The sequence below is a fragment of the Mesorhizobium sp. M0217 genome (assembly GCF_040321955.1).
GTDB lineage: Bacteria > Pseudomonadota > Alphaproteobacteria > Rhizobiales > Rhizobiaceae > Mesorhizobium.
Map to the genome: position 1 here is coordinate 24751 of NZ_JAMYSN010000027.1, position 21151 is coordinate 45901.

General features: G+C 63.4%; 18 protein-coding genes and 1 riboswitch. Of the genes, 7 read left to right on the forward strand and 11 right to left on the reverse strand.

Translation table 11 applies throughout. The features are described 5' to 3' along the window. The first annotated feature begins 199 nt into the window (after positions 1 to 199). The gene (locus NKJ18_RS27745) at positions 200 to 1057 is read left to right on the forward strand and encodes an RNA polymerase factor sigma-32 (protein ID WP_023693606.1); all 858 of its coding nucleotides are present in this window, start codon (positions 200 to 202) and stop codon (positions 1055 to 1057) included. Between the two features lie 96 nt (positions 1058 to 1153). On the opposite strand, the gene NKJ18_RS27750 is transcribed toward NKJ18_RS27745, so the two are convergent. The 4 genes from NKJ18_RS27750 to thiB form a co-directional block, all read right to left on the reverse strand. Next, entirely contained in the window at positions 1154 to 2560 is a 1407-nt protein-coding gene (locus tag NKJ18_RS27750; protein ID WP_245260366.1) for a M48 family metalloprotease, read from the reverse strand. Between the two features lie 331 nt (positions 2561 to 2891). Then, positions 2892 to 3656, reverse strand: a complete 765-nt coding sequence (thiQ, locus tag NKJ18_RS27755; RefSeq protein WP_023835385.1) for a thiamine ABC transporter ATP-binding protein — start codon at positions 3654 to 3656, stop codon at positions 2892 to 2894. Then, a complete protein-coding gene (gene thiP / locus NKJ18_RS27760; RefSeq protein ID WP_023707250.1) occupies positions 3653 to 5251 on the reverse strand; it encodes a thiamine/thiamine pyrophosphate ABC transporter permease in 1599 nt (532 codons plus the stop codon). The genes thiQ and thiP overlap by 4 nt, the downstream gene beginning before the upstream one ends. Before the next feature lie 220 nt (positions 5252 to 5471). Next, a complete protein-coding gene (gene thiB, locus NKJ18_RS27765; RefSeq protein WP_023737345.1) occupies positions 5472 to 6479 on the reverse strand; it encodes a thiamine ABC transporter substrate binding subunit in 1008 nt (335 codons plus the stop codon). A 43-nt stretch (positions 6480 to 6522) separates the two neighbouring features. Then, positions 6523 to 6637: riboswitch (TPP riboswitch) on the reverse strand. A gap of 162 nt (positions 6638 to 6799) precedes the next feature. Between thiB and NKJ18_RS27770 the strand changes: the two genes are divergently transcribed. The 4 genes from NKJ18_RS27770 to NKJ18_RS27785 are packed head-to-tail and all read left to right on the forward strand — an operon-like array spanning position 6800 to position 9878. Next, a complete protein-coding gene (locus NKJ18_RS27770) occupies positions 6800 to 7459 on the forward strand; it encodes a thiamine diphosphokinase (RefSeq protein ID WP_352760760.1) in 660 nt (219 codons plus the stop codon). A gap of 1 nt (position 7460) precedes the next feature. Beyond that, a complete protein-coding gene (locus NKJ18_RS27775; protein ID WP_352760763.1) occupies positions 7461 to 9281 on the forward strand; it encodes an ABC-F family ATP-binding cassette domain-containing protein in 1821 nt (606 codons plus the stop codon). Positions 9282 to 9336: 55 nt separating this feature from the next. Beyond that, positions 9337 to 9579 carry a type II toxin-antitoxin system CcdA family antitoxin gene (locus tag NKJ18_RS27780; protein ID WP_031215587.1) on the forward strand — a complete coding sequence of 81 codons (243 nt, stop codon included), beginning with the start codon at positions 9337 to 9339 and terminating at the stop codon, positions 9577 to 9579. Then, positions 9579 to 9878: a CcdB family protein gene (locus tag NKJ18_RS27785; protein ID WP_023673676.1), complete on the forward strand. Its 300-nt coding sequence runs from the start codon at positions 9579 to 9581 to the stop codon at positions 9876 to 9878. Before NKJ18_RS27780 ends, NKJ18_RS27785 begins: the two co-directional genes overlap by 1 nt. A gap of 26 nt (positions 9879 to 9904) precedes the next feature. Here the strand turns inward: NKJ18_RS27785 and NKJ18_RS27790 are convergent, their stop codons facing one another. Further along, positions 9905 to 11545: a hypothetical protein gene (locus tag NKJ18_RS27790; protein ID WP_286440138.1), complete on the reverse strand. Its 1641-nt coding sequence runs from the start codon at positions 11543 to 11545 to the stop codon at positions 9905 to 9907. A gap of 75 nt (positions 11546 to 11620) precedes the next feature. Beyond that, complete coding sequence (locus NKJ18_RS27795; protein WP_023684197.1) at positions 11621 to 12919, reverse strand: adenylosuccinate synthase; 1299 nt, start codon at positions 12917 to 12919, stop codon at positions 11621 to 11623. 208 nt (positions 12920 to 13127) lie between these two features. On the opposite strand from NKJ18_RS27795, the gene NKJ18_RS27800 reads away from it, so the two are divergent. After that, the gene (locus NKJ18_RS27800) at positions 13128 to 14033 is read left to right on the forward strand and encodes a DMT family transporter (RefSeq protein WP_023742250.1); all 906 of its coding nucleotides are present in this window, start codon (positions 13128 to 13130) and stop codon (positions 14031 to 14033) included. 105 nt (positions 14034 to 14138) lie between these two features. Next, positions 14139 to 14603 (forward strand): DUF2231 domain-containing protein, encoded by a 465-nt coding sequence (locus NKJ18_RS27805; protein ID WP_023742249.1) that lies wholly within the window; start codon positions 14139 to 14141, stop codon positions 14601 to 14603. 63 nt (positions 14604 to 14666) lie between these two features. Here the strand turns inward: NKJ18_RS27805 and serA are convergent, their stop codons facing one another. From serA to glmM, 5 genes are all read right to left on the reverse strand, one after another. After that, complete coding sequence (serA, locus tag NKJ18_RS27810) at positions 14667 to 16268, reverse strand: phosphoglycerate dehydrogenase (RefSeq protein ID WP_023688974.1); 1602 nt, start codon at positions 16266 to 16268, stop codon at positions 14667 to 14669. A 58-nt stretch (positions 16269 to 16326) separates the two neighbouring features. After that, complete coding sequence (locus NKJ18_RS27815; protein ID WP_023742248.1) at positions 16327 to 17502, reverse strand: phosphoserine transaminase; 1176 nt, start codon at positions 17500 to 17502, stop codon at positions 16327 to 16329. Positions 17503 to 17703: 201 nt separating this feature from the next. Beyond that, a complete protein-coding gene (locus tag NKJ18_RS27820) occupies positions 17704 to 18474 on the reverse strand; it encodes an outer membrane protein (protein ID WP_023684192.1) in 771 nt (256 codons plus the stop codon). A 229-nt stretch (positions 18475 to 18703) separates the two neighbouring features. After that, positions 18704 to 19519, reverse strand: coding sequence for an outer membrane protein (locus NKJ18_RS27825; protein ID WP_023684191.1), 816 nt, complete (start codon positions 19517 to 19519; stop codon positions 18704 to 18706). Positions 19520 to 19770: 251 nt separating this feature from the next. Next, positions 19771 to 21123 carry a phosphoglucosamine mutase gene (gene glmM, locus NKJ18_RS27830; protein ID WP_023673591.1) on the reverse strand — a complete coding sequence of 451 codons (1353 nt, stop codon included), beginning with the start codon at positions 21121 to 21123 and terminating at the stop codon, positions 19771 to 19773. Between the last annotated feature and the right edge of the window lie 28 nt (positions 21124 to 21151).

A 21151-nucleotide genomic window follows, 5' to 3' on the forward strand; every position in this document is an offset into this window, starting at 1 on the left:
CATCGGCGGCGGAACCAATCCCCGGTGTGGCACGTTCATGGCTTGTTGTAGGGCGCCGCGTTTCCATTTCAAGAACCCTTGGCTGCGCTAGGCCCGAAGCAATTCCAGGAAAGTGGGAAAGCGGTTTCCCTCGGAATTGCGTCAAACAGAGATAACGGCCGCCAGGCCGTCCGAAAATGTCCGGGAGCAGGAGCGCGGCATGATCGAAGACACGGCAGGACGGACCATGGTCCGCACGGCAATGAAAGCCCCTTACCTCGAGCGCGATGAGGAACATGTTCTCGCCTTGCGCTGGAAGGAAGACCAGGATCAGCAGGCGCTGCATCAGATTACCGTCGCCCATATGCGGCTGGTCATCTCCATGGCTTCGAAATTCCGACATTACGGCCTGCCGCTCGGCGATCTGGTCCAGGAGGGCCATGTCGGGCTGCTGGAAGCAGCCGCGCGTTTCGAGCCGGAGCGCGAGGTGCGCTTCTCGACCTATGCGACATGGTGGATCCGCGCTTCGATGCAGGACTACATCCTGCGCAACTGGTCGATCGTTCGCGGCGGCACCTCTTCGGCGCAAAAGGCGCTGTTCTTCAACCTGCGGCGCCTGCGCGCCCGTCTTGCCAACGGCGCCGAGCCGATCTCTAACGCCACGCTCTACCGCGAAGTCTCGGTAGCCCTCGGCGTCTCCGAGGCCGATGTCGAGAAGATGGATTCCAGGCTTTCAGCACCTGACTCTTCGCTCAACGCACCCCTCGCCGATGAGGCCGGTACCACCGAGCGGATGGACTTCCTGATTTCGGACGATCCATTGCCTGACGAGGTCGCCGGCGACACCATCGACGTCGAACGGCGCCTGATGTGGCTGAAGACGGCGCTCCGCGCGCTCAATGCCCGCGAACTCAGGATCATCGAGGAGCGTCGGCTGACCGACGAAGGTGCGACGCTTGAGGCGCTCGGCGAGACGCTCGGCATTTCCAAGGAGCGTGTCCGCCAGATCGAGGCCCGCGCCATGGAAAAGCTCAAGCTCGCGCTGGTCAAGCAGAACCCCGAATTCATGGCAGCGTGAGATTGCCAGGAACAGGGGTACCGCCCCGAGTTATCTCAGAAAAGTTATCTCAGAAAAAAGCACTACGAAGGCTGGGGTTTCTGACGAAGACCGGCGCTATCTGTCCGTGACGATCTTGACCTTGTCGCCGGCCGAAACCGAGGCGCCCGGCGACATCGCGTTGAGCACGCGGAACAGATCGAGCTTGCGGTCGACGCCGACCATCTGCGCCGAAAGTGTGCCCATCGTCTGCCCGGCCTGTACCGTGACGACGCGGATATGCAGCGGCTTCAGTGCCGCTTTCTCGGCGGGGCTGAGCACGCGGAACGAACCGCTGACCGAGCGTGCCACCGGATCGAGTGTCGTGCTGGCCGAGGGGGCCGCTGTCAAAAGCCGGTAGACTTGGCCGCCGGCGCGGATCACCGCAATGTCGAACTGCCAGCCATCGGCGCCGGCGTGCGCTGTCGCCGCCTCGTTGCCGTCGATCGTCTCCTGGCGCACACTGGTCTCGTCGAGACCGGCCACCCAGCCGCTTCTGATGTAGTCGGTCAGCGCACGATCCTTGTCGATCGACACACCGTCGAAGCGGATCGCCATGTCGCCGGGACCGGTCGCCGTCACCGCCGCCGCCGAATTGTCGATGATGAAGCCGTCGGGCACCGTGAACGAAACGCCGAGGCCCGGATGCAGGAAGGTCTGGCCGCGCACATAGCCCTCTTCCGGCGTGTCGCCATAGAGCAGGCCGTCTATCCCGGCCAGGAAGGAATCGCGGTCGCGCGTGCCGATGCCCGGCGCGCCGAACTGGCGGGCGTGGCGCTGCGCCAGATCAATTCGCTGCGGCGTGTTGGGGTGCGTAGCCAGGAAGTCGAGGCTGGCGTCGGTGGCGCCGCTGATCGAGCGGAAATCGGTATAGGCCGACATCGACTGCAGGAAACGCCCGGCGGCATAGGGATCGTAACCCGCCTCGCCGATCGATTTGATGCCGATCGCGTCTGCCTCCAGCTCCTGGTTGCGCGAGAACTGCGCCAGCCTCAGCTTGCCGCGGATCAATGCCTGCTTGGCGGTCGGGCTGTCGCCCAGCACATCGGAGACCACCTTGGTCGCCAGGCCTTCCTCGGCCTCGAGCTGCTGTCGCTGCAGACCGTGATTGGCGGTGACGTGGCCCATCTCATGCGCGATGACGGCGGCGAGTTCGGCCGAATCATTGGCCAGCGCCAGCAGGCCGCGGGTGACGTAGAGATAGCCGCCCGGCAGCGCGAAAGCGTTGACGTTTGGCGAATTGAGGATGGTGATGCGATAGGTCTGGGTCGGATTGGCCGACACCACGGTCAGGCTGCCGACAACCTTGGCCACCATGCGCTCGAGCTTGGGATCGGAATATTCGCCGCCATAGGTGGCAAGGATGCGCGGATGCTGTGCCTTCGCCAGTTCGGCAAGCTTGCTGTTGGCGGCGACATTGTCGACCGTGATCGGCTTGTCGGAAGGCTGGAAGCCGGATTCCTGCACTTCGGGAGGCGTGAACATCTGGCAGCTGGCCAGCGCCACGGCAAGGCCGGCCAGCGCGAGGAAGCGCACCAGCGGTCTGCGTTTCAAAGTGTCAGTGCCGGTCGGCAGCACGGCGTTCCTTCAGCTCTCGGCGCATGATTTGGACCGGGGTCCGCGCCAGCGAAAAATCGGTTTTCGTTGGCAATCCTGCACACATCAAAAAACCTACAGCGTTTACGCATCCGGCCGGATGCGGCGCTGTAGGGGGCAAATCACGGCTCGTGCCGGACCAGTACTAAGCGGACCTAGCCACATCAGCTGGACCATGGCAAGCAAGCGCCACATCACCTGTAGCCGGTTTGGTCGTAAATTATGTCCGCTTCCGGGCAATATCGCGTGATCCGCCCGAACTTGCGCCGATATAGCGCCGAAACGCTTCAGGGCCAGTGCCGTCGAAAAAATCGGCGGCAGGTCCCGTCGCGGCAACCCTGCCATTGTCCAGAAAAACCATCTGCTCGCCGATACGGCGAGCGTCTTCCGGCTGATGCGTGACGAACAGCACCGTCATCGCCCGCTCGGCATGAACGCCGGCCACCAGGTCGAGCATGTCGTCGCGCAGTGCTGGCCCGAGCGAAGCGAACGGCTCGTCGAGCAGCAGCACTGGCCGGTCGCGCACCAGAACGCGGGCGAGCGCTACGCGCTGCCTTTCGCCGCCGGAGAGTTCGCGCGGCAGGCGCATCTCCTTGCCGGCCAGGCCGACGCGGTCAAGCGCCTCGGCGATTGCGGCGCGATCGGCGTCGGTCAGGTTGAGCGATGGCGAGCGGCCGAGCCCGACATTCTTCTCCACCGAGAGATGAGCAAACAGATTGTTTTCCTGGAATACCATCGACACCGGCCGCGCCGAAGGCGGCTCGGCGCCGACATCGGCGCCGCCGATCAGCACACGACCGGACTCCGGCGTCTCGAAACCAGCCACCAGATTGAGCAAGGTCGATTTGCCCGAACCACTTGCCCCCATGATGGCGGTGATCTTAGATGTATGGAATTCGACATCGAACAGGAATGACGTTTCGCCATAGCTGAACGAGACCTTGTCCAGCCGGACAGTCGTGCCTTTCTCCACAGCGGACGTCACGATCTCTCTCCCCGTCCCAGCCAGTCTGCCGCGACCACCAATGCAAGGCAGACCGCCCCGAGCAGCAAAGCCAGCCCGGCAGCATCGGCCGTGCGATAGCTGCCCATGCGCGCCAGCAGGAGATAGGGCAAGGTCTGCACCGAATCGCTGCCGAACAGCGCGATGACGCCGAGATCGCCGAGCGACAGTGCCATGGCGAAGGCAAAGCCGGTGGCCAGCGGCCGCCGGAGCGATGGCCAGTCGACCAGAAGCAGCCGGTTCCAGCCCGCAATGCCGAGCTGCGCGCACAGCTTTTCATGGCGCTCGCTCGCCGCATCATAGGCCGGGCGCATCGCGCGGATGGCAAAGGGCATCGCCATCACCGCATTGACGGTGACGACCATGACCGGCGCGATGGCAAAGACATCGCTGACCGTGCGCAGCAGGAGAAACCAGCCGGCGCCGATGACGATGGGCGGCACGACGAGGACGAAGCCGGCGCCGGTGTCGGTGGCATGTTCGAGCAATGAACGGGCACTGGACCGGCGGCGCAGCGACAGTGCCCGCCGCGCCATGATCAGCGACAGTGCCAGCGCCACCGAAAGTAGCGCCGCCGAGAAGGCGAGACCGGCGCTGGTCAGCGTCGCCTGACGCACGGCACTCTCGCCCGCCAGCCGGCCGAGATCGGCGCCGAGGCCGGAGGCAACGGTGGCCGCCATCGGTCCGGCGACGAACAGCAAGGCGAGCACGATCAGGACGGCGTTGAACGCTGTTTCTGCTTTGCCGGCCAAGTGATAGCGGCGCGGCGCGACAGGCAAATTGGCGTCGCCGGTCACATTGGCGCCGAGCCGCGTCAGCGCCAGCATGACGGCGAAAGTCAGCGCGATCTGTAGCACCGTCAGCGTCACCGCTCGCGCCGGATCGAAGTCGAAACGCAGCGCCTGATAGATGGCGACTTCCAGCGTCGTCGCCGCCGGCCCGCCGCCGAGGATCAGGACGATGGTGAAGGAGGTGATGCAAAGCATGAAGACAAGCCCGGCGACGCCCGGCAGCGCGGCGCGCAGCACCGGCCACTCGATCAGCCGGAAGGCTGGCCTCGCCCCCATGCCGAGCTGGCTCGCCAGCCGCCATTGATCGGCCGGCACCGTTCCCAGCGCTTCGAGGAACAGCCGGGTGGCCAGCGGCAGGTTGAAGAAGACGTGGGCGACGAGGATGCCCGACAGCCCATAGATGTCGGGCCAGCTCTGGCCACCGATCGCGGCGAAATAACCGGCGCGGCCATAGAGCGCCAGTATTCCCAGCGCTCCGACAATTGCCGGCAAGGCAAGGGGCACAGTGAACAGCTGCAGGATGAAGCCGCGTCCGAAGAAGCGCGGATGCCGCGACAGCGCCCGGGCGACGAAGAGCGCCGGTACGGCGGAAAGCAGAGTCGAGAGCGCAGCCTGCCAGAGCGTGAAGCGGACAACGCGCAGGAGATAGAGGTCAAAGGCGGACGCGGCGCCGGAAAGGTCGTGCGCGCCTTCGCGGATAAGGCCGGCGAAGGCGCCACCGATCAGCAGCGCGATTGCCGCAAGCGCGACAATGCCGGCCGTGATGCGGGGGTCAGAGCGTTGCACTCTTTACCGGGCGTCGCGTTCCTTCGCGCCCCCCTCTGTCCTGCCGGACATCTCCCCCACGAGGGGGGAGATTGGCGGTTTTAGCGCTCCGCTCATTCCTGCAGCTTCGGAGATTGGCGAAAGTCAACGTAAAGGCCAATCTCCCCCCTCGTGGGGGAGATGTCCGGCAGGACAGAGGGGGGCGCCGTAGAGCACTCATCTTTTGACTATACAGCCAAATCTACTTGCTCATCACCGCCAGCCATTCATCCACCCAGGCCTTGCGATTTGCCGCGACCTCTTCCGGGCTGAACAGCAAGGTCTTCGCCGGCTTGACCAGCCTATCAAAAGCCGGATTGAGCGGCTTGTCGGTTTTCCCGGCCGGGAACATCCAGTTGGTCTCCGGAATGACATCCTGGAATTTCGGCCCGGTCATGAAGGCCAGGAACTTCGCCGCCAGCGGATTCTTCGCGCCCGTGGTGGTGATGCCGGCGACCTCGATCTGCAGATACTCGCCTTCCTCGAACGAGGCCGCCTGGTAGCGCCCGGTGTTCTCCGCCACCATGTGGTAGGCCGGCGACGTCGTATAGGAAAGCACCATCGGCGCCTCGCCCTTGGTGAACAGGCCGTAGGCCTCGCTCCAGCCCGGCGTCACCGTCAGCACTTTGCCCTTGAGTTTCGCCCAGGCTTCCGGCGCCTTGTCGCCATAGACCGACTTAACCCACAGCAGCAGGCCAAGGCCCGGCGTCGACGTCCTCGGATCCTGGATGACGATCTTGTCGGCGGCATCGCCCTCGACCAATTCCTTCAGGCTCTTCGGTGGGTTCTTCAGCTTCTCGGTGTCGTAGACGACGGCGAAATAGCCATAATCGTAGGGCACGAAAGTGTCGTCGCTCCAGCCGCCCGGCACGTTGTTTTCAGCCACCGCGCCATGTGGGACAAACAGGCCGGAAGCCTTGGCTTCCGCGGTGAGGTTGGTGTCGAGGCCAAGCACGATATCGGCTTTGGTCGACGCACCTTCGAGCTTGACGCGATTGAGCAGCGCGACGCCGTCGGCCACCGAGACGAAGTCGACGCTGCAGCCACACTCGGCCTCGAATTCCTTCTTCACCTGGGGGCCTGGACCCCAGTCGGCAGTGAAACTCTCATAGGTATAGATCGTGAGTTTTTCCTGCGCGCACGCAGGGCTTGCCAGTAGCGAAACAGCAAGCCCAAGCGCTGGGACAAGACGGGACAAAAAAATGCGCATCGGCGCCTCCTTCATTCGTGTTGAAAGGAATTGAGGCGTCGGGCTGTCCGAAGCGTCTAATCCCTCCGCCGGTACAAACCGGATCAGGTTCAGCGGGTTGGCGAGACTGCCTCTCAGCCGGTCCGCGAAGATCGCGTCCGGCACCCCGTTAGAGCGTTTCGACACATAGGCCCGGCCAAGGTGCCACGCAAGTGGAAGTTTGCCCGAGCGTGATCCCGGAAAGTGGAATCCGTTTCCGGAAAAAGATCATGCTCCAACAAAGAGTGACGGTGCCGCTCGGCCTTCCGTTTCGTCGGCGGGGCTGGTAAGGGCCAGCGGATATGAGCACATTCACCATCCTGCTTGGCGGCGATCTCGTCCGCACGCCGCGGCTCGACCGCCAGGTCGCGGGCACGCGCGTCATCGCCGCCGACGCCGGCATCGATCATGCCCGCCTGCTCGGCGTGATGCCGGAGCTGTGGGTCGGCGATTTCGATTCCGTGCCGGCGGACCTGCCTGCCGATCTCGCCGCCGTGCCGCGGGAGGTGTTTCCTCCCGAAAAGGACAAGACCGATGGCGAACTGGCGATCGCGGCGGCATTGGAACGCGGCGCCACCAGCCTGGTGCTGGCCGGCGCTTTCGGCGGCAAGCGCGCCGACCACGCCTTCCTCCATCTGGCGCTCAGCCTGCGGCTGGCCGAGGCCGGCACAAAATTGCTGTTGACCAGCGGAGCGCAGGAAGGCGCCCCTCTGCTGCCTGGCAAGGCCGGCTTCGACTATGCCGACGGAACGCTGTTTTCGGTGCTCGGCTTTTCCGATCTTTCGGGCCTCACCGTGTCCGGCGCGATGTGGCCGCTCGACCATGTCGAGGTCGTGTTCGGCTCGTCGCTGACCATCTCGAACGAGGTCAAGTCCAACACGACCGGGGGCGGCCTCGAAATCGCGCTCGGCCATGGCCGCGCGCTGCTGCTCGCCCACCCCTACCCCTTGCCTGAAAGCTGACATGGCCCCGCCCCTTCTCAACCTCGACGGCATAAGACTGACCTTTGGCGGCACGCCGCTGCTCGATGGCGCCGAACTGACGGCGTCCGCCGGTGACAAGATCGCGCTCGTCGGCCGCAACGGCTCCGGCAAGTCGACGCTCCTGAAGATTGCTGCTGGTCTGATCGAGCCGCAAGACGGCGAGGTCTTCCGCCAGCCTTCGGCAACGGTGCGCTATCTCCCGCAAATGCCCGACATGGACGGCTTTGCCAATGTGCGCGCCTATGTCGAGGCCGGGCTTGGGCCTGCCGACGATCCCTACCGCGCCACATATCTGATGGAGCATCTCGGCCTCGCCGGCACGGAGAACCCCAACGATCTCTCCGGCGGCGAGGCGCGCCGCGCAGCACTTGCCCGCGTCATGGCGCCCGAACCCGATATTCTGCTGCTTGATGAGCCGACGAACCATCTCGATTTGTCGGTCATCGAATGGCTGGAAGAAGAGCTTGTCCGGACGTCTTCGGCGCTGATCGTCATCTCGCACGACCGTCGCTTCCTCGAACGCGTCTCGCGCGCCACTGTCTGGGTCGACCGTGGCCAGACCCGCCGCCTCGACAAGGGCTTTGGCCATTTCGAGGAATGGCGCGACCTTGTGCTGGAAGAGGAAGAGCGCGAACAGCACAAGCTCGGCCGCCAGATCGTGCGCGAGGAGCATTGGCTGCGCTATGGCGTGACGGCTCGCCGCAAACGCAACATGCGCCGCCTGGGCGAACTGCAGACCATGCGCCAGCGTTTTCGCGGCCATCGCGGCGCCGAGGGCTCGGCGACCATGGTGGCCAGCGACGCCGCCGAATCCGGCAAGCTGGTGATCGAGGCCAAGAACATCGAGAAGAGTTTTGGCGACCTGACCGTGGTCAAGGGCTTCTCGACCCGCATCCAGCGCGGCGATCGCGTCGGCCTTGTCGGGCCGAACGGCGCCGGCAAGACGACGCTGTTGAAGATGCTCACCGGCGAGATGAAGCCCGATGCCGGCTCGGTGCGGCTCGGCACCAATCTGGAAATCGCCACGCTCGACCAGAAGCGCGAGGCGGTCGATCCGGCCGAGACCCTGGCGCAGTATCTCACGGACGGGCGCGGCGAAAACCTCGTCATCAATGGCGAGCAGCGCCATGTCGTGTCCTACATGAAGGATTTCCTGTTCAAGCCGGAACAGGCGCGCACCCCGGTGCGCGAGCTGTCCGGCGGCGAACGGGCGCGGCTGCTCCTGGCGCGTGTTCTGGCGCGGCCGGCCAACCTTCTGGTGCTCGACGAGCCGACCAACGATCTCGACATGGAGACGCTGGAACTGTTGCAGGAACTTGTCGCCGGCTTTGCCGGCACGGTCATCCTGGTCAGCCACGACCGCGACTTCCTCGACCGCACCGTCACCAGCATCATCGCCCCGGACGGAGGCGGCCGCTGGATCGAATATGCCGGTGGCTATTCCGACATGCTGGCGCAGCGCGGCGGCACCCGGCTCGACGACCGCAAGGCGCGCGCCAAGGCCGAAGCCAGCGATGCGCCGGCGCCGGGCAAGAGCGAGCCGGCAGCGCCAAAAGGGCCGTCGAAGAAACTGTCGTTCAAGCAGAAATTCGCCCTGGAATCGCTGCCCAAGAAGATCGAGGCGGTAATGGCCTCGATCTCGCGTTTGGAAAACAACATCGCCGATCCCGCCTATTACGAGCGCGACCCGGCCTCGTTCCAAAAGACCATCGCCGCCCTCGACAAGGAACGCGCCACGCTGGCCGCACTCGAGGAAGAGTGGCTGGAACTGGAAATGCTGCGTGAGGAGATGGAGGGGTAGCATTGCCTGCGGTCTTTTATGCGCGTATATTGTGCGCATGAAAGGAGGCATCTCCGTGCTTCAATCGACGCCAAAAACTCAGCGGACCTCTGTCAACACGTCCATTGACTCTCAGTTGATCAAGGACGCCAAAGCGTTGGGCATCAACATCTCCCGCGCTGCCGAAGCAGGGATCGCGAAAGCGATTGCGGCGGAGAAAACGCGTCGATGGCAAGAAGAAAACTGGGAAGCCATCGAAAGCTCCAACGAATATGTCCGAAAGAACGGACTGCCATTGGCTAAACACCGGCCGTTCTGATGGCGCGTTACGATTTCTATCGGAGTACCGAGAGCGACGGTTATCTTCTCGACGTGCAGTCAGATATGCTTGAAGGGCTGAGCACGAGGGTGGTCGTTCCTTTGATGCCGCCGGAGATTGCCCCGCTTCCTGGCCGCCGCCTGAACCCGACCTTCGCTATAAACGGCAAAGATCTTGTGATGGTCACACAGTTTGTGTCGGCCTTCAGCGCGTCCGAATTGCGGATGCCAGAGGGAAACCTTTCTAGACATCACGACGACATCGTCGCCGCGCTCGACATGCTGTTCCAGGGCTTCTGAGCGAAGGCAGCCGCTACTGCCGCCCGTCAACCTGCCGTCTTGGCCTGCCAGGCCTTCAGCGCCTCGTCGAACACCTTCTCGCCCGGAATGCCCTTTTCCATGGTCAGCAGCGCCCGGCGTCCGGTCTTGTAGACCACCGGCACGTCGATCCAGTCCTGGCCTCGAAGCAAGGTCATATTGGCGTCCTCGTCGGCCTTGGTGTCGTTGAGCGCCACCAGGAAGAAGCCGTCGGCAATCTTGGCCGGAATCCCGATCAGCGGGCTGCCGGCATCCTGTTCCGAACTCTTCATGGCGACGCGCAGGATGTTGTCGACGCCACCGCCGTCAAAGCCCTCGGGCGTTAGGAAGATCATCTCGATGATGTGGCTGGCCGGCAGCGTCTGGTCGGTATTGCGCCGGATGGTCATGCGCAGCTGGATGTCCTTGCCGGGAATGGTCGCCTCGGCGCGGATCGCCGGCTCGGGCGGCAGGTCGCCGCCGGGCGATTCCTGCACCAGCGACCAGACGATGCTGCCGGGTTCGGCCGAACCTTGCGCGGTCGAGGTGCGTTCCTCGTAGAAGATCGCCTTCTGGCCGACCGCAACGGTCGGCGCGGGAGCGGCGGCCGCCGGCGCAGCGGGCGGCGTGGCGGCGGCATCAGCCGGTGCTGCCCCATTGGCCGGCGGTGCGACGCCATCGGCGGGCGGCGTTGCCGGTGGCGTGGCGGAAGCGTCGGGCGCCGGCGTGGCGGGCGCGCCCGTGGCTGCGGCGTCGCCGGCCGGCGGGGTCGCAGGCGCTGGAGCCGCAGGTGGCGCTGGAGCCGGGGGGGGCGGTGTGGTCAGCGCGGCGACGGACTCGCCCTCGCCGATGCCGCTTTGACCGGCCGCGGGACCGGGGTCGGTTTCACCGCCTTCGGGCGACAGGCGCTGGGTGAACTTCGTTCCCTCGCCGGCAGCGGCCGGTGCCGGTGCATCGGCCGCGGGCTTGGCCGGCGCCGGCTTTACCAGCGGTTCGGTCGAGACCGTCTTGGTGTCGCCGCCGAGGCCCAGCATCGAGCCAAAGGCATCCTTGTTCAGCCAGATGCCATAGCCGCCGCCGGCGACCACTAGAAGCGCGACGACAGCCGCGATCAACCCGCCATAGCTGCGCCTGCGCTCGGCTGGGCGCAGGCGCTGGAACGTGTCCGCGACCGGCTGCTCGTCATTGGCGAACACATCGGCGCTGTCGTCGTCGGCGTCCAGCTCCACGGCTTGCTTGTCGATGGTTTCTGCACGCGCCGCAGGCGACGGCGGTGTCGGCGCGGGCCTCTGCCAGCTCGGCTCTGTCCTGGCGGTCGGCGCCGGCTGCACCGGTTTCGCCGGCTGCCAGGCCGGCGCAGGCGTGGCGGAAGGCTTTACATGACTGGACTGGTTCTTGTTGCGGTCGATGGAGGAGAAGATGTGCTCCAGCTCCGCCAGCGGATCGGATGCCGGCACCGCCCTGGCATAGTCGCGCTCGACGCTCGAGATGGCATCTTCCAGGGATCGCTTCTGCGTGCTTATGGCTTCCGTGGCCAGCGGCGGCGAATACTCCGCAAGCTTCTTCGCCAGCATGGTACGAACGCTTTCATAGATCCGCGTACGCTTTTCGGGCGTTTCGTCGCCGTGCTTGTCGAGCGCCTTTTTCAGAATAGCAACGAAATCTGCCATGCTTCAGTCGACCTGTATTTGTTTCCGCGCCGGCCCCCGCAAATCGGCCGCGATGCCCGGAAAGGCTTCAGAAAACTAGTCTTGAAACGGATCGGTCACAAGTATCGTGTCGTCCCGTTCCGGGCTGGTGGAAAGGAGCGCGACGGGTGCGCCGATCAGCTCCTCGATGTAACGGACGTATTTAACGGCCTGCGCCGGAAGGTCGTTCCAGCTGCGCGCGCCGGCGGTGGTGCCTTTCCAGCCTTCGAGCGTCTCGTAGACCGGCTCGACACGCGCCTGCGCGCCCTGGCTGGCCGGCAGATAGTCGATCGTTTCGCCGTCGAGACGGTAGCCGGTGCAAACCTTGATCTCATCCAGCCCGTCGAGCACGTCGAGCTTGGTCAGGGCGATGCCCTTGATACCGTTGACGGCGACGGCCTGGCGCACCAGCACGGCGTCGAACCAGCCGCAACGGCGTTTGCGCCCGGTGACGACGCCGAATTCGTGGCCACGCGTACCGAGAAATTCGCCGATCTCGTTCTTCTGCTCGGTCGGGAACGGGCCTTCGCCGACACGCGTCGTATAGGCCTTGGTGATGCCCAGGACATAGCCGATGGCGCCGGGGCCAACCCCCGAGCCGGCGGCTGCCTGGCCGGCAACGGTGTTGGACGAGGTGACGAACGGATAGGTGCCGTGGTCGATGTCGAGCAGCGTGCCTTGCGCGCCCTCGAACAGGATGCGTTCGCCGGCGCGGCGCTTGTCGTCGAGGATTTTCCAGACGCGGTCCATATAGGGCAGGATCTCATCGGCGACCGAGGTCAGCTCGGTCATGATCGCCTCATGCGTGACTTCGCCATGGCCAAGCCCGCGACGCAGCGCATTGTGATGCGTCAGCAGCCTGTCGACCTTGAGAGGCAGCGTTTCCAAATCCGCCAGATCCATCACCCGAACCGCGCGCCGGCCCACCTTGTCTTCATAGGCTGGGCCGATGCCACGACGCGTCGTGCCAATTTTCGTCCCGGAATTGGAGGCGGCGTCCTCGCGGAATCCGTCCAGCTCCCGGTGCAGCGACAGGATAAGCGCCGTGTTTTCGGCTATTTTCAGGCGGTCCGGCGTGACCTCGACGCCTTGCGCCTTGAGTTTTGCCACTTCCGCGACGAAGGCGTGCGGGTCGAAGACGACGCCATTGCCGATGATCGACAGCTTGCCTTGCCGCACCACGCCCGACGGCAGCAGCGACAGTTTGTAGACCTTGCCGTCGACGACCAGCGTATGGCCGGCATTGTGGCCGCCCTGGAAGCGCACGACCACGTCGGCGCGCTCCGACAACCAGTCGACGATCTTGCCCTTGCCTTCGTCGCCCCATTGCGAGCCGACGACCACCACATTGGCCATGTTTCTTTTCCCTTGAGATGCCGCCCTGGCGGCCTGGATATGGTTCGAAACGACAGGCCTCTATAGCGTCAAGACCTCGCAAGCGCGACCTTTCTTTGCCGTCGAAAATGCCCTGAGGCACAACAATTTTCGGCTTTGACATCATTTACTTGCGTCGGCGGGGGCAATAGGCCGGCAAACACAACTTCCCAGGCGGCCGGAATCCCGCATGCATCGACGCGCCTACCTGTTCCTGCTGCTGACCACCTTGCTGTGGGGCGGCAATTCCGTCGCCGGCAAGCTGGCGGTCGGTCACGTCTCGCCGATGACGCTGGTCTTCCTGCGCTGGGTGCTGGCCGTCGCGATCCTGCTGCCGATCGGCTGGCGCACGATCAGGGAGGACTGGCCGGTGGTGCGCAAACACTGGTTCGTCCTGGCTGCACTTGGCGCCAGCGGCTTCACTCTATTCAACACCATTTTCTACACCGCGCTCAACTACACGACGGCGATCAATGTCTCGATCGAACAGGCGGCGATGCCGGTCTTGATCATCATTGCCAATTTCTTCTTCTTCCGCCTGCGCGTGAGCTGGGCGCAGATTGCGGGCGTGGTGCTGACCATCTTCGGTGTCATCTTGACTGCCTGCCACGGCGATCCGCGCCGGCTGCTCACATTGGAACTCAATTTCGGCGACGCCATCATGCTGGTCGCGGTCGTCCTCTACAGCGGTTATTCGGTCGGGCTGCGGCTGAAGCCGGTGATGCGCTGGCAGAGCCTGATGTTGTCCCTGGCGATCGCTGCCCTCATCACCTCGCTGCCGTTCTTCCTGTGGGAGGTCGCCGCCGGCAAGGTTATCGTCCCCGATATCAGCGGCTGGGTGGTCATCGTCTATACCGCGATCGGCGCTTCGGTCATTTCGCAGATCACTTACATCAGGGGCAACGAACTGATCGGCGCCAACCGTGCCGGGCTGTTCATCAATCTGGTGCCGATCTTCGGCACGTTGCTGTCAGTGCTGATCGTCGGCGAGACATTCCAGCTCTACCAGGCGCTGGCGCTCGTCCTGGTGCTGGGCGGCATTTCGCTCGCCGAATACAGCGGGCGCAAGATGTCGGCACCGAACCGCTGCGGATAACATTTGGCCGCTGCCGCGCTGCGCCGCCGTCGGGATAACTGCTGCCGCGCGCCGACCTGGAACATTTTACCTCTGGCGGAGTTTGCTGGGGAGGGAGGCAACAAGATGAGCCACAACCCTCGCAGCACGGCAAGCATTGCCGGTCACCCCATTCATCCAATGCTGATTCCGTTTCCGATCGCCTTCTTTGTCGGCACCTTCGTTTGCGATCTGATTTTCTGGCAAACAGCCGATCCAGGGTGGGTCACCGGATCGCTTTGGCTTCTCGGCGCCGGCCTGATCATGGGCGCCTTGGCCGCTCTTACCGGCCTGACGGATGTTCTCGGCGATGTTCGGATCCGCAATCTCACGACGGCATGGCTCCATGCCGGCGGCAACGTTCTCGTCGTGCTGATCGAGCTTTATAACTGGTACTCGCGTTATGTCGCTGGAGCGGCGGCCGTGATCCCGACCGGCTTTATCTTGTCGCTGATCGTGGTTCTGGTCCTGCTGTTTACAGGCTGGAAGGGCTGGGAATTGGTCTATCGGCATCGCGTGGGCGTCTCCGACGGCTCAGACGAATTGACCTGAACCGGCCTGTGCGGCGGCCGCCCCAATGATGGGGGAGGACCGCCGCATCCGCCACGCCGTCAACTACATCGCGTTGACGTCGAACTGCAGCCGCTTGGCCGAGTCTATCGACTTGTGCGCCTTTACCTGTTCCAGCACTTTTTCCGGGAACGGCGCGTCGAGATAGAGCAGCGCAATCGCGTCGCCGCCCGGCCGGTTACGGCCGAGCTGGAAGTTCGCGATGTTGACGCCATTCTCGCCGCACACCGTGCCGAGCAGGCCGATAATGCCGGGCGCATCGGCATTGGTTGTGTAGAGCATGTGCTGGCCGACCTCGGCGTCGAGATTGATGCCCTTGATCTGGATGAAGCGCGGCTTGCCGTCGGAGAAGCAGGTGCCGGCAATCGAGCGCGTCATGTGCTCGGTCTTCACCGTCAGCTTGATGTAGCCGTCGAACACGCCCGACTTGTCGCGCTTGACCTCGGCGACGATGATGCCGCGCTCCTTCACCATGATCGGCGCCGACACCATATTGACGTCGGCGACCTGCGGCCGGATCAGTCCGGCAAGCGCGGCACTGATCAGGGCACGCGTGTTCATCGTCGCGGTCGAGCCATCGAACAGGATCTCGACCTCGTTGATCGGGTCCTCGGTGACCTGGCCGACAAAGGCGCCGAGCACTTCGGCGAGCTTGACGAACGGCTTCAGCCGCGGTGCTTCCTCGGCCGTGATCGAGGGCATGTTGATGGCATTCGAAACCGCACCCTTGATCAGATAGTCGGCCATCTGCTCGGCTACTTGCAGCGCAACGTTTTCCTGCGCTTCCGCTGTCGAGGCGCCGAGATGCGGCGTTGCCACCACATTCTCCATGCCGAACAGCGCATTGTTTTCCGCCGGTTCGACCTCGAACACATCGACGCCGGCGCCCGCCACCTTGCCGCTCTTCAGCGCCGCGACCAGGTCGGCCTCGACGATGAGCCCGCCACGCGCGCAATTGATGATGCGCACGCCGTTCTTCATCTTGGCGATCGCCGCCGCGTCGATGATGTTGCGCGTCTTGTCGGTCAGCGGCGTGTGCAGCGTGATGAAATCGGCGCGGGCGAAAAGCTCGTCCAGCTCGACCTTGTCGACGCCGAGTTCCTCGGCGCGCTTGTCCGACAGGAACGGGTCGAAGGCAACGACATGCATTTTCAGGCCGACCCCGCGCGTGGCGACGATCGAGCCGATATTGCCGCAGCCGATGACACCCAGCGTCTTGCCGGTGATCTCGACGCCCATGAAGCGGTTCTTTTCCCATTTGCCGGCATGGGTCGAGGCATTGGCCTCCGGGATCTGCCGTGCGAGTGCAAAGATCATCGCCACCGCATGTTCGGCTGTGGTGATCGAATTGCCGAAAGGCGTGTTCATCACGATGATGCCCTTGCGGCTCGCCGCGGGGATGTCGACATTGTCGACACCGATGCCGGCGCGGCCGACGACCTTGAGTCTTGTCGCGGCGTTGATCAGTTTTTCCGTGACCTTGGTCGCCGAGCGGATGGCAAGACCATCATACTGGTCGATGACTTCAAGCAGCTTTTCCTTGTCCTTGCCGAGATCGGGCAAATAGTCGACCTCGATGCCGCGGTCCTTGAATATCTGGACGGCGGTGGTGGAGAGTTTGTCAGAGACGAGAACGCGGGGCGCCATGGCGGCCTCCTTGAATTGGATTGTCGGGAAAGGGCGGCCCGCAGGCCACCACGAAATCTCAGGCTGCGGCCTTCAGCGAAGCCTTCTGCGTGGCGAAGGCCCAGTCGAGCCAAGGCAGCAGCGCTTCGAGATCGGAGGTCTCGACGGTGGCGCCGCACCAGATGCGCAGACCGGAAGGTGCGTCACGATAGGAGCCGATGTCGTACGCGACGCCTTCCTTGTCGAGCACAGAGACGATCGCCTTGGCGAAAGCCGCCTGCCCGTCGGCGTCGAGCGCCGCGACATCGGCGTCGGTGAAGGACAGACATACGGACGTGTTGGACCGTGTCGCCGCATCGACCGCGAGATGGCCTAGCCAGGACGATTTGTCGACAAAGCCATCGAGCACGGCGGCATTGGCATCGGCTCTGGCAATCAAGGCATCGAGACCGCCGATCGACTTCGCCCAATGAAGTGCATCGAGATAGTCCTCGACGCACAGCATCGACGGCGTGTTGATGGTCTCGCCCTTGAAGACGCCTTCGATCAGCTTGCCGCCCGAGGTCAGGCGGAAGATTTTCGGCAGCGGCCACGCCGGCTTGTAGGTTTCCAGTCGCTCGACGGCGCGCGGCGACAGGATCAGCATGCCGTGTGCGCCCTCGCCGCCCAGCACTTTCTGCCAGGAGAAAGTGACGACATCGAGCTTCTGGAAATCGAGCCTCTGCGCGAATGCGGCCGAGGTCGCGTCGCAGATGGTCAGGCCTTTGCGGTCGGCTGGAATGAAATCGCCATTCGGTACGCGCACGCCTGAGGTCGTGCCGTTCCAGGTGAAGACCGCATCGCGGTCGAAATCGATCTTGGTGAGATCCGGCAGCTCGCCATAGCCTGTCTCGATCTTTCTGATATCGACTAGCTTCAGCTGCTTGACCACGTCGGTGACCCAGCCGGAGCCAAAGCTTTCCCATGCCACCATGTCGACACCGCGTTCACCGAGCAGCGACCACAGCGCCATCTCGACAGCACCCGTGTCCGACGCCGGCACGATGCCGATGCGGTAATCGGCCGGAACCTGGAGAATCTCGCGCGTCAGCTCGATCGCCTGTTCGAGCTTGGTCTTGCCGATCTTGGCGCGGTGGGAACGGCCGAGCGCAGCATTCTTCAGTGCCTCGACCGACCAGCCGGGGCGTTTTGCGCAGGGACCTGAGGAGAAATTGGGGTTTGCCGGACGGAGTCCGGGCTTCGTATGCGTCGTCATCGTGGTCTATCCTTCCAGATAGTGGCCCCTCGTTGGGGAGGGGTGGCCCACGGACGGCGATATGCGTTCAGCCCTCAGGCGTCAAGAGGAAAGTTTTTGTCGCTGGCGGGATACCGGCGATACGGGATCAGCATGTCGTGGGCTAAAACGCAAACAGCGGATCGAAGAGATCCGCCGTTGGGCTTCCGAACAGCAAGCTTCCTACCAGAGGTCGTAGCGCAGGCCGAGCTTGACCTGATGATTGCTGATGCCCTTGCGGATCGGATAGGAGGTCAGGCTCTCGGCCGTGACATATTCGGCATCCGGCGCGGAGAAGTACTGGTAGCCGAGATCTACAGAAACATTCTTGGTCACCTGATAGGCCAGGCCCGCATCCAGCGTGTAGGCGAGGGAATACTGGGTCTTGTTGTCGTTCCGGACGAAATCATCCGTAGGGTCGACATTGTCGGTGAAGTAACTCGCCGACAGCTTGTATTTGCTCCGGACCAGCCCAATGCCGGCGCCGAGGTAGGGCGTGATCCCGACATAAGTGCCGAGATCGACATAGCCATTGACCATGCCCGACAGGGAATAATTTTGCAGCGATGCCGACGCGATGGTCGCACCACCCGGCGGCGGCGTCGCCGAATCGTCAAAGCCGACGCCGATCTTGTTGCCGGGCAGATAGCCAAGATTGACGTCGCCGCGCAGATAGTCGTTGAAGTGGTAGCCGAAGCCGATGCTGGCAAAGGCCGGATCCTGCTTCTCGCTGAAGCTCGCGGGGGCGAAGGTGAAATCCTGATCCTCGTAGCTCTTCTGCGCCAGATAAGAGACGTCGCCGCGCAGATACCAGCCCGAGCCGACCTCGACCGGTTGATAGTCCGGCGCCTGATCGACATAGATCGGCGGATCGTAGTCCGCGGCCTGCGCCGGCGTCAGCGGCACAAGGACGAGTGCGGCGAGCGCCGGCGCTGTCAGCGATTTGAAATTCATGGGTCCCCGGCTCCTGAAATTGGCGCCCGTCATTTTGATCGCAAGCGCCGTTTCACCAAGCATTGTTAACCATAGTGGTTAAGTCAGGGTTAAGGATAACGCGGCGTACCGAATTGATTTCGATTGGGTTTCTTCGGCACACGCGGCCGGTTGAAAACGCGCAAACATCGGCAAACGAAAACCGCCCGGCAAGACCGGGCGGTTCGCGAATTCCTGGATTTCGAAGCGACTACTTGGTGTAGATCGGCTCCGGCTCTGGAACGTAGGGCTCCGGCGATGTGCAACCATTATTGCCGCCGAACTGATAGCGCAGACCGCCTCGTACCTCATGTGTGTTGATGCCATGGTCGAAGCCGGGCCCGGAACTGCTCACGTCGAAGTCGAACATGCGGCCCCCCTCAATGTGAGAGTAGCGATAGCCGGCATCCAGGATCACCCTGTCGGTAAGGCAATAGGACGCGCCGGCCATGAGCGCGTAGGCAAAGCGCCAATTCTTCGACCCGGGGTTGGTCTCGGTTGTGTTCGGGTCGTGGACGGTATCCCATTTGACGTGCGCGCCGCCGATGCCAGCGCCAACATAAGGCGTGATGCCGTGCCAGGTACCGATATCGTAATAGGCGTTGGCCAAGAGCAGCAATGCGCTCATTTTCGACACTTCGACCGATGTCGTAACGCCATCGTTGGTTGATCCGTTGAAGTCCGAAGCGAACCAATAGTCGGCTGTCAGGTCGGTACGGAAATGATCGTTGATCTTGTAGCCAATGCCGGCGCCGAGTGAGAAGCCGCCCTTAAGCTCGCCGGAATCGAAAACATTGCTGCCGGGAGGCGGCCCGTAGGTGATATAGTCGATGCCGCGCAAATCCGATTTATGATAGTCGATGTCGCCGCGGATGTACCAGCCGCCGAAATCGGCCGGCTGCTCGTAGGCGATCGGCGCCGGCGCCTCTTCGACCACCGGCGGCTCCGCCAGATCGGCGGCGAATACTGGCCCGGCCACACCTGCGAACAGCGCGGCAAGGAGGGCCTTTTTTGCTGTATTGAACATGTTTGTCACCCCTGAGAACCGTCGGGAAAGTCCAACTTGCCCGAATGTGATTGACCTCAGTTGTGGATAATGAATTGGAAAAGTTAAAAGGCGTTTAACCCTGTCGATTAACCACGAATTCTCGACATTTTAGCAAACTGTCTCCGCCGGCATAACGCTGGGACCAACCCTGGCCGAAACAAAAAGCCCGCCTGCAGGCGGGCTTGAAGTCTTGAGCCGGCAGTTCGCCCCTGCCGTTGGACGCAGCGCAATCAGGCGGCGCTACGCGTTTCCGAAATAATGTCGACGATGTCGTTGACCACGGCCTCGACCAGCTGTGGGTCGTCGCCCTCGGCCATGACGCGGATCAGCGGCTCGGTGCCGGAGGGCCGTATGACCAGGCGGCCGGCCTTGCCGAGACGGTTGCGCGCGTCTTCGATCACCGCCTTGACCGTGGCTTCCTCAAGCGGCTTGCCGCCGGCGATGCGGACATTCTTCAACAGCTGCGGCACCGGCTCGAATTTCTTCGACAATTCGCTGACCGGCCGGTTCTGCCGCTTGATGCAGGCCAGCACCTGCAGAGCCGAGACCAGCCCGTCGCCAGTGGTCGAGAAATCGGACAGCACAATGTGGCCCGACTGCTCGCCGCCGACATTCAACCCGTGCGCGCGCATATGTTCCACGACATAGCGGTCGCCGACCTTGGTGCGATGCAGCTGCAGCTTCATGTCGCCAAGGAAGCGTTCGAGGCCGAGATTGGACATCACCGTCGAGACGACGCCGCCGCCGGCCAGTCGCCCGCTCTGGTGCCAGGACTCGGCGATCAGCGCCATGATCTGGTCACCGTCGACGATGGTGCCGTTCTCGTCGACGATGACGACACGGTCGGCATCGCCGTCGAGTGCGATGCCGATATCGGCGCGCACTTCATGCACCTTCTTCTGCAGGCCGGCCGGATGGGTCGAGCCGCATTCCTTGTTGATGTTAAAACCGTTCGGATCGACATTGATGGCAATGACCTCGGCGCCCAGTTCCCAAAGTGCTGCTGGCGCCACCTTGTAGGCCGCGCCGTTGGCGCAATCGACGACGATCCTGAGACCCGACAGCGACATTGAGCGCGGCAGCGTGCGCTTGGCGAATTCGATGTAGCGGTCATGCACGCCGTCGACGCGCTTGGCGCGGCCAAGTCCGTCGGAATCGGCGAGCGCCAGTTCGATATCCTTGTCGAGCATGCTCTCGATGCGCTCCTCGATCTCGTCGGAGAGCTTGTACCCGTCGGGACCGAACAGCTTGATGCCGTTGTCGTAATAGGGATTGTGCGAGGCCGAGATCATGACGCCGATATCGGCACGCAGCGAGCGTACCAGCATGGCGACCGCCGGTGTCGGGATCGGGCCGAGCAGGAACACATCCATGCCGGCCGCGCACAGGCCGGACACCATGGCGTTTTCGATCATGTAGCCGGACAGCCTGGTATCCTTGCCGAGCACGACGCGGTGGCGATGGCTGCCGCGCTGGAACGAGAGGCCGGCGGCCATGCCGACCCGCATCGCGATCTCAGCCGTCATCGGAAACTTGTTGGCGCGCCCGCGAATGCCGTCGGTGCCAAAATAACGTCCTGCCATGCTTGCCAGAATCCCCGTCGGTTTTCAG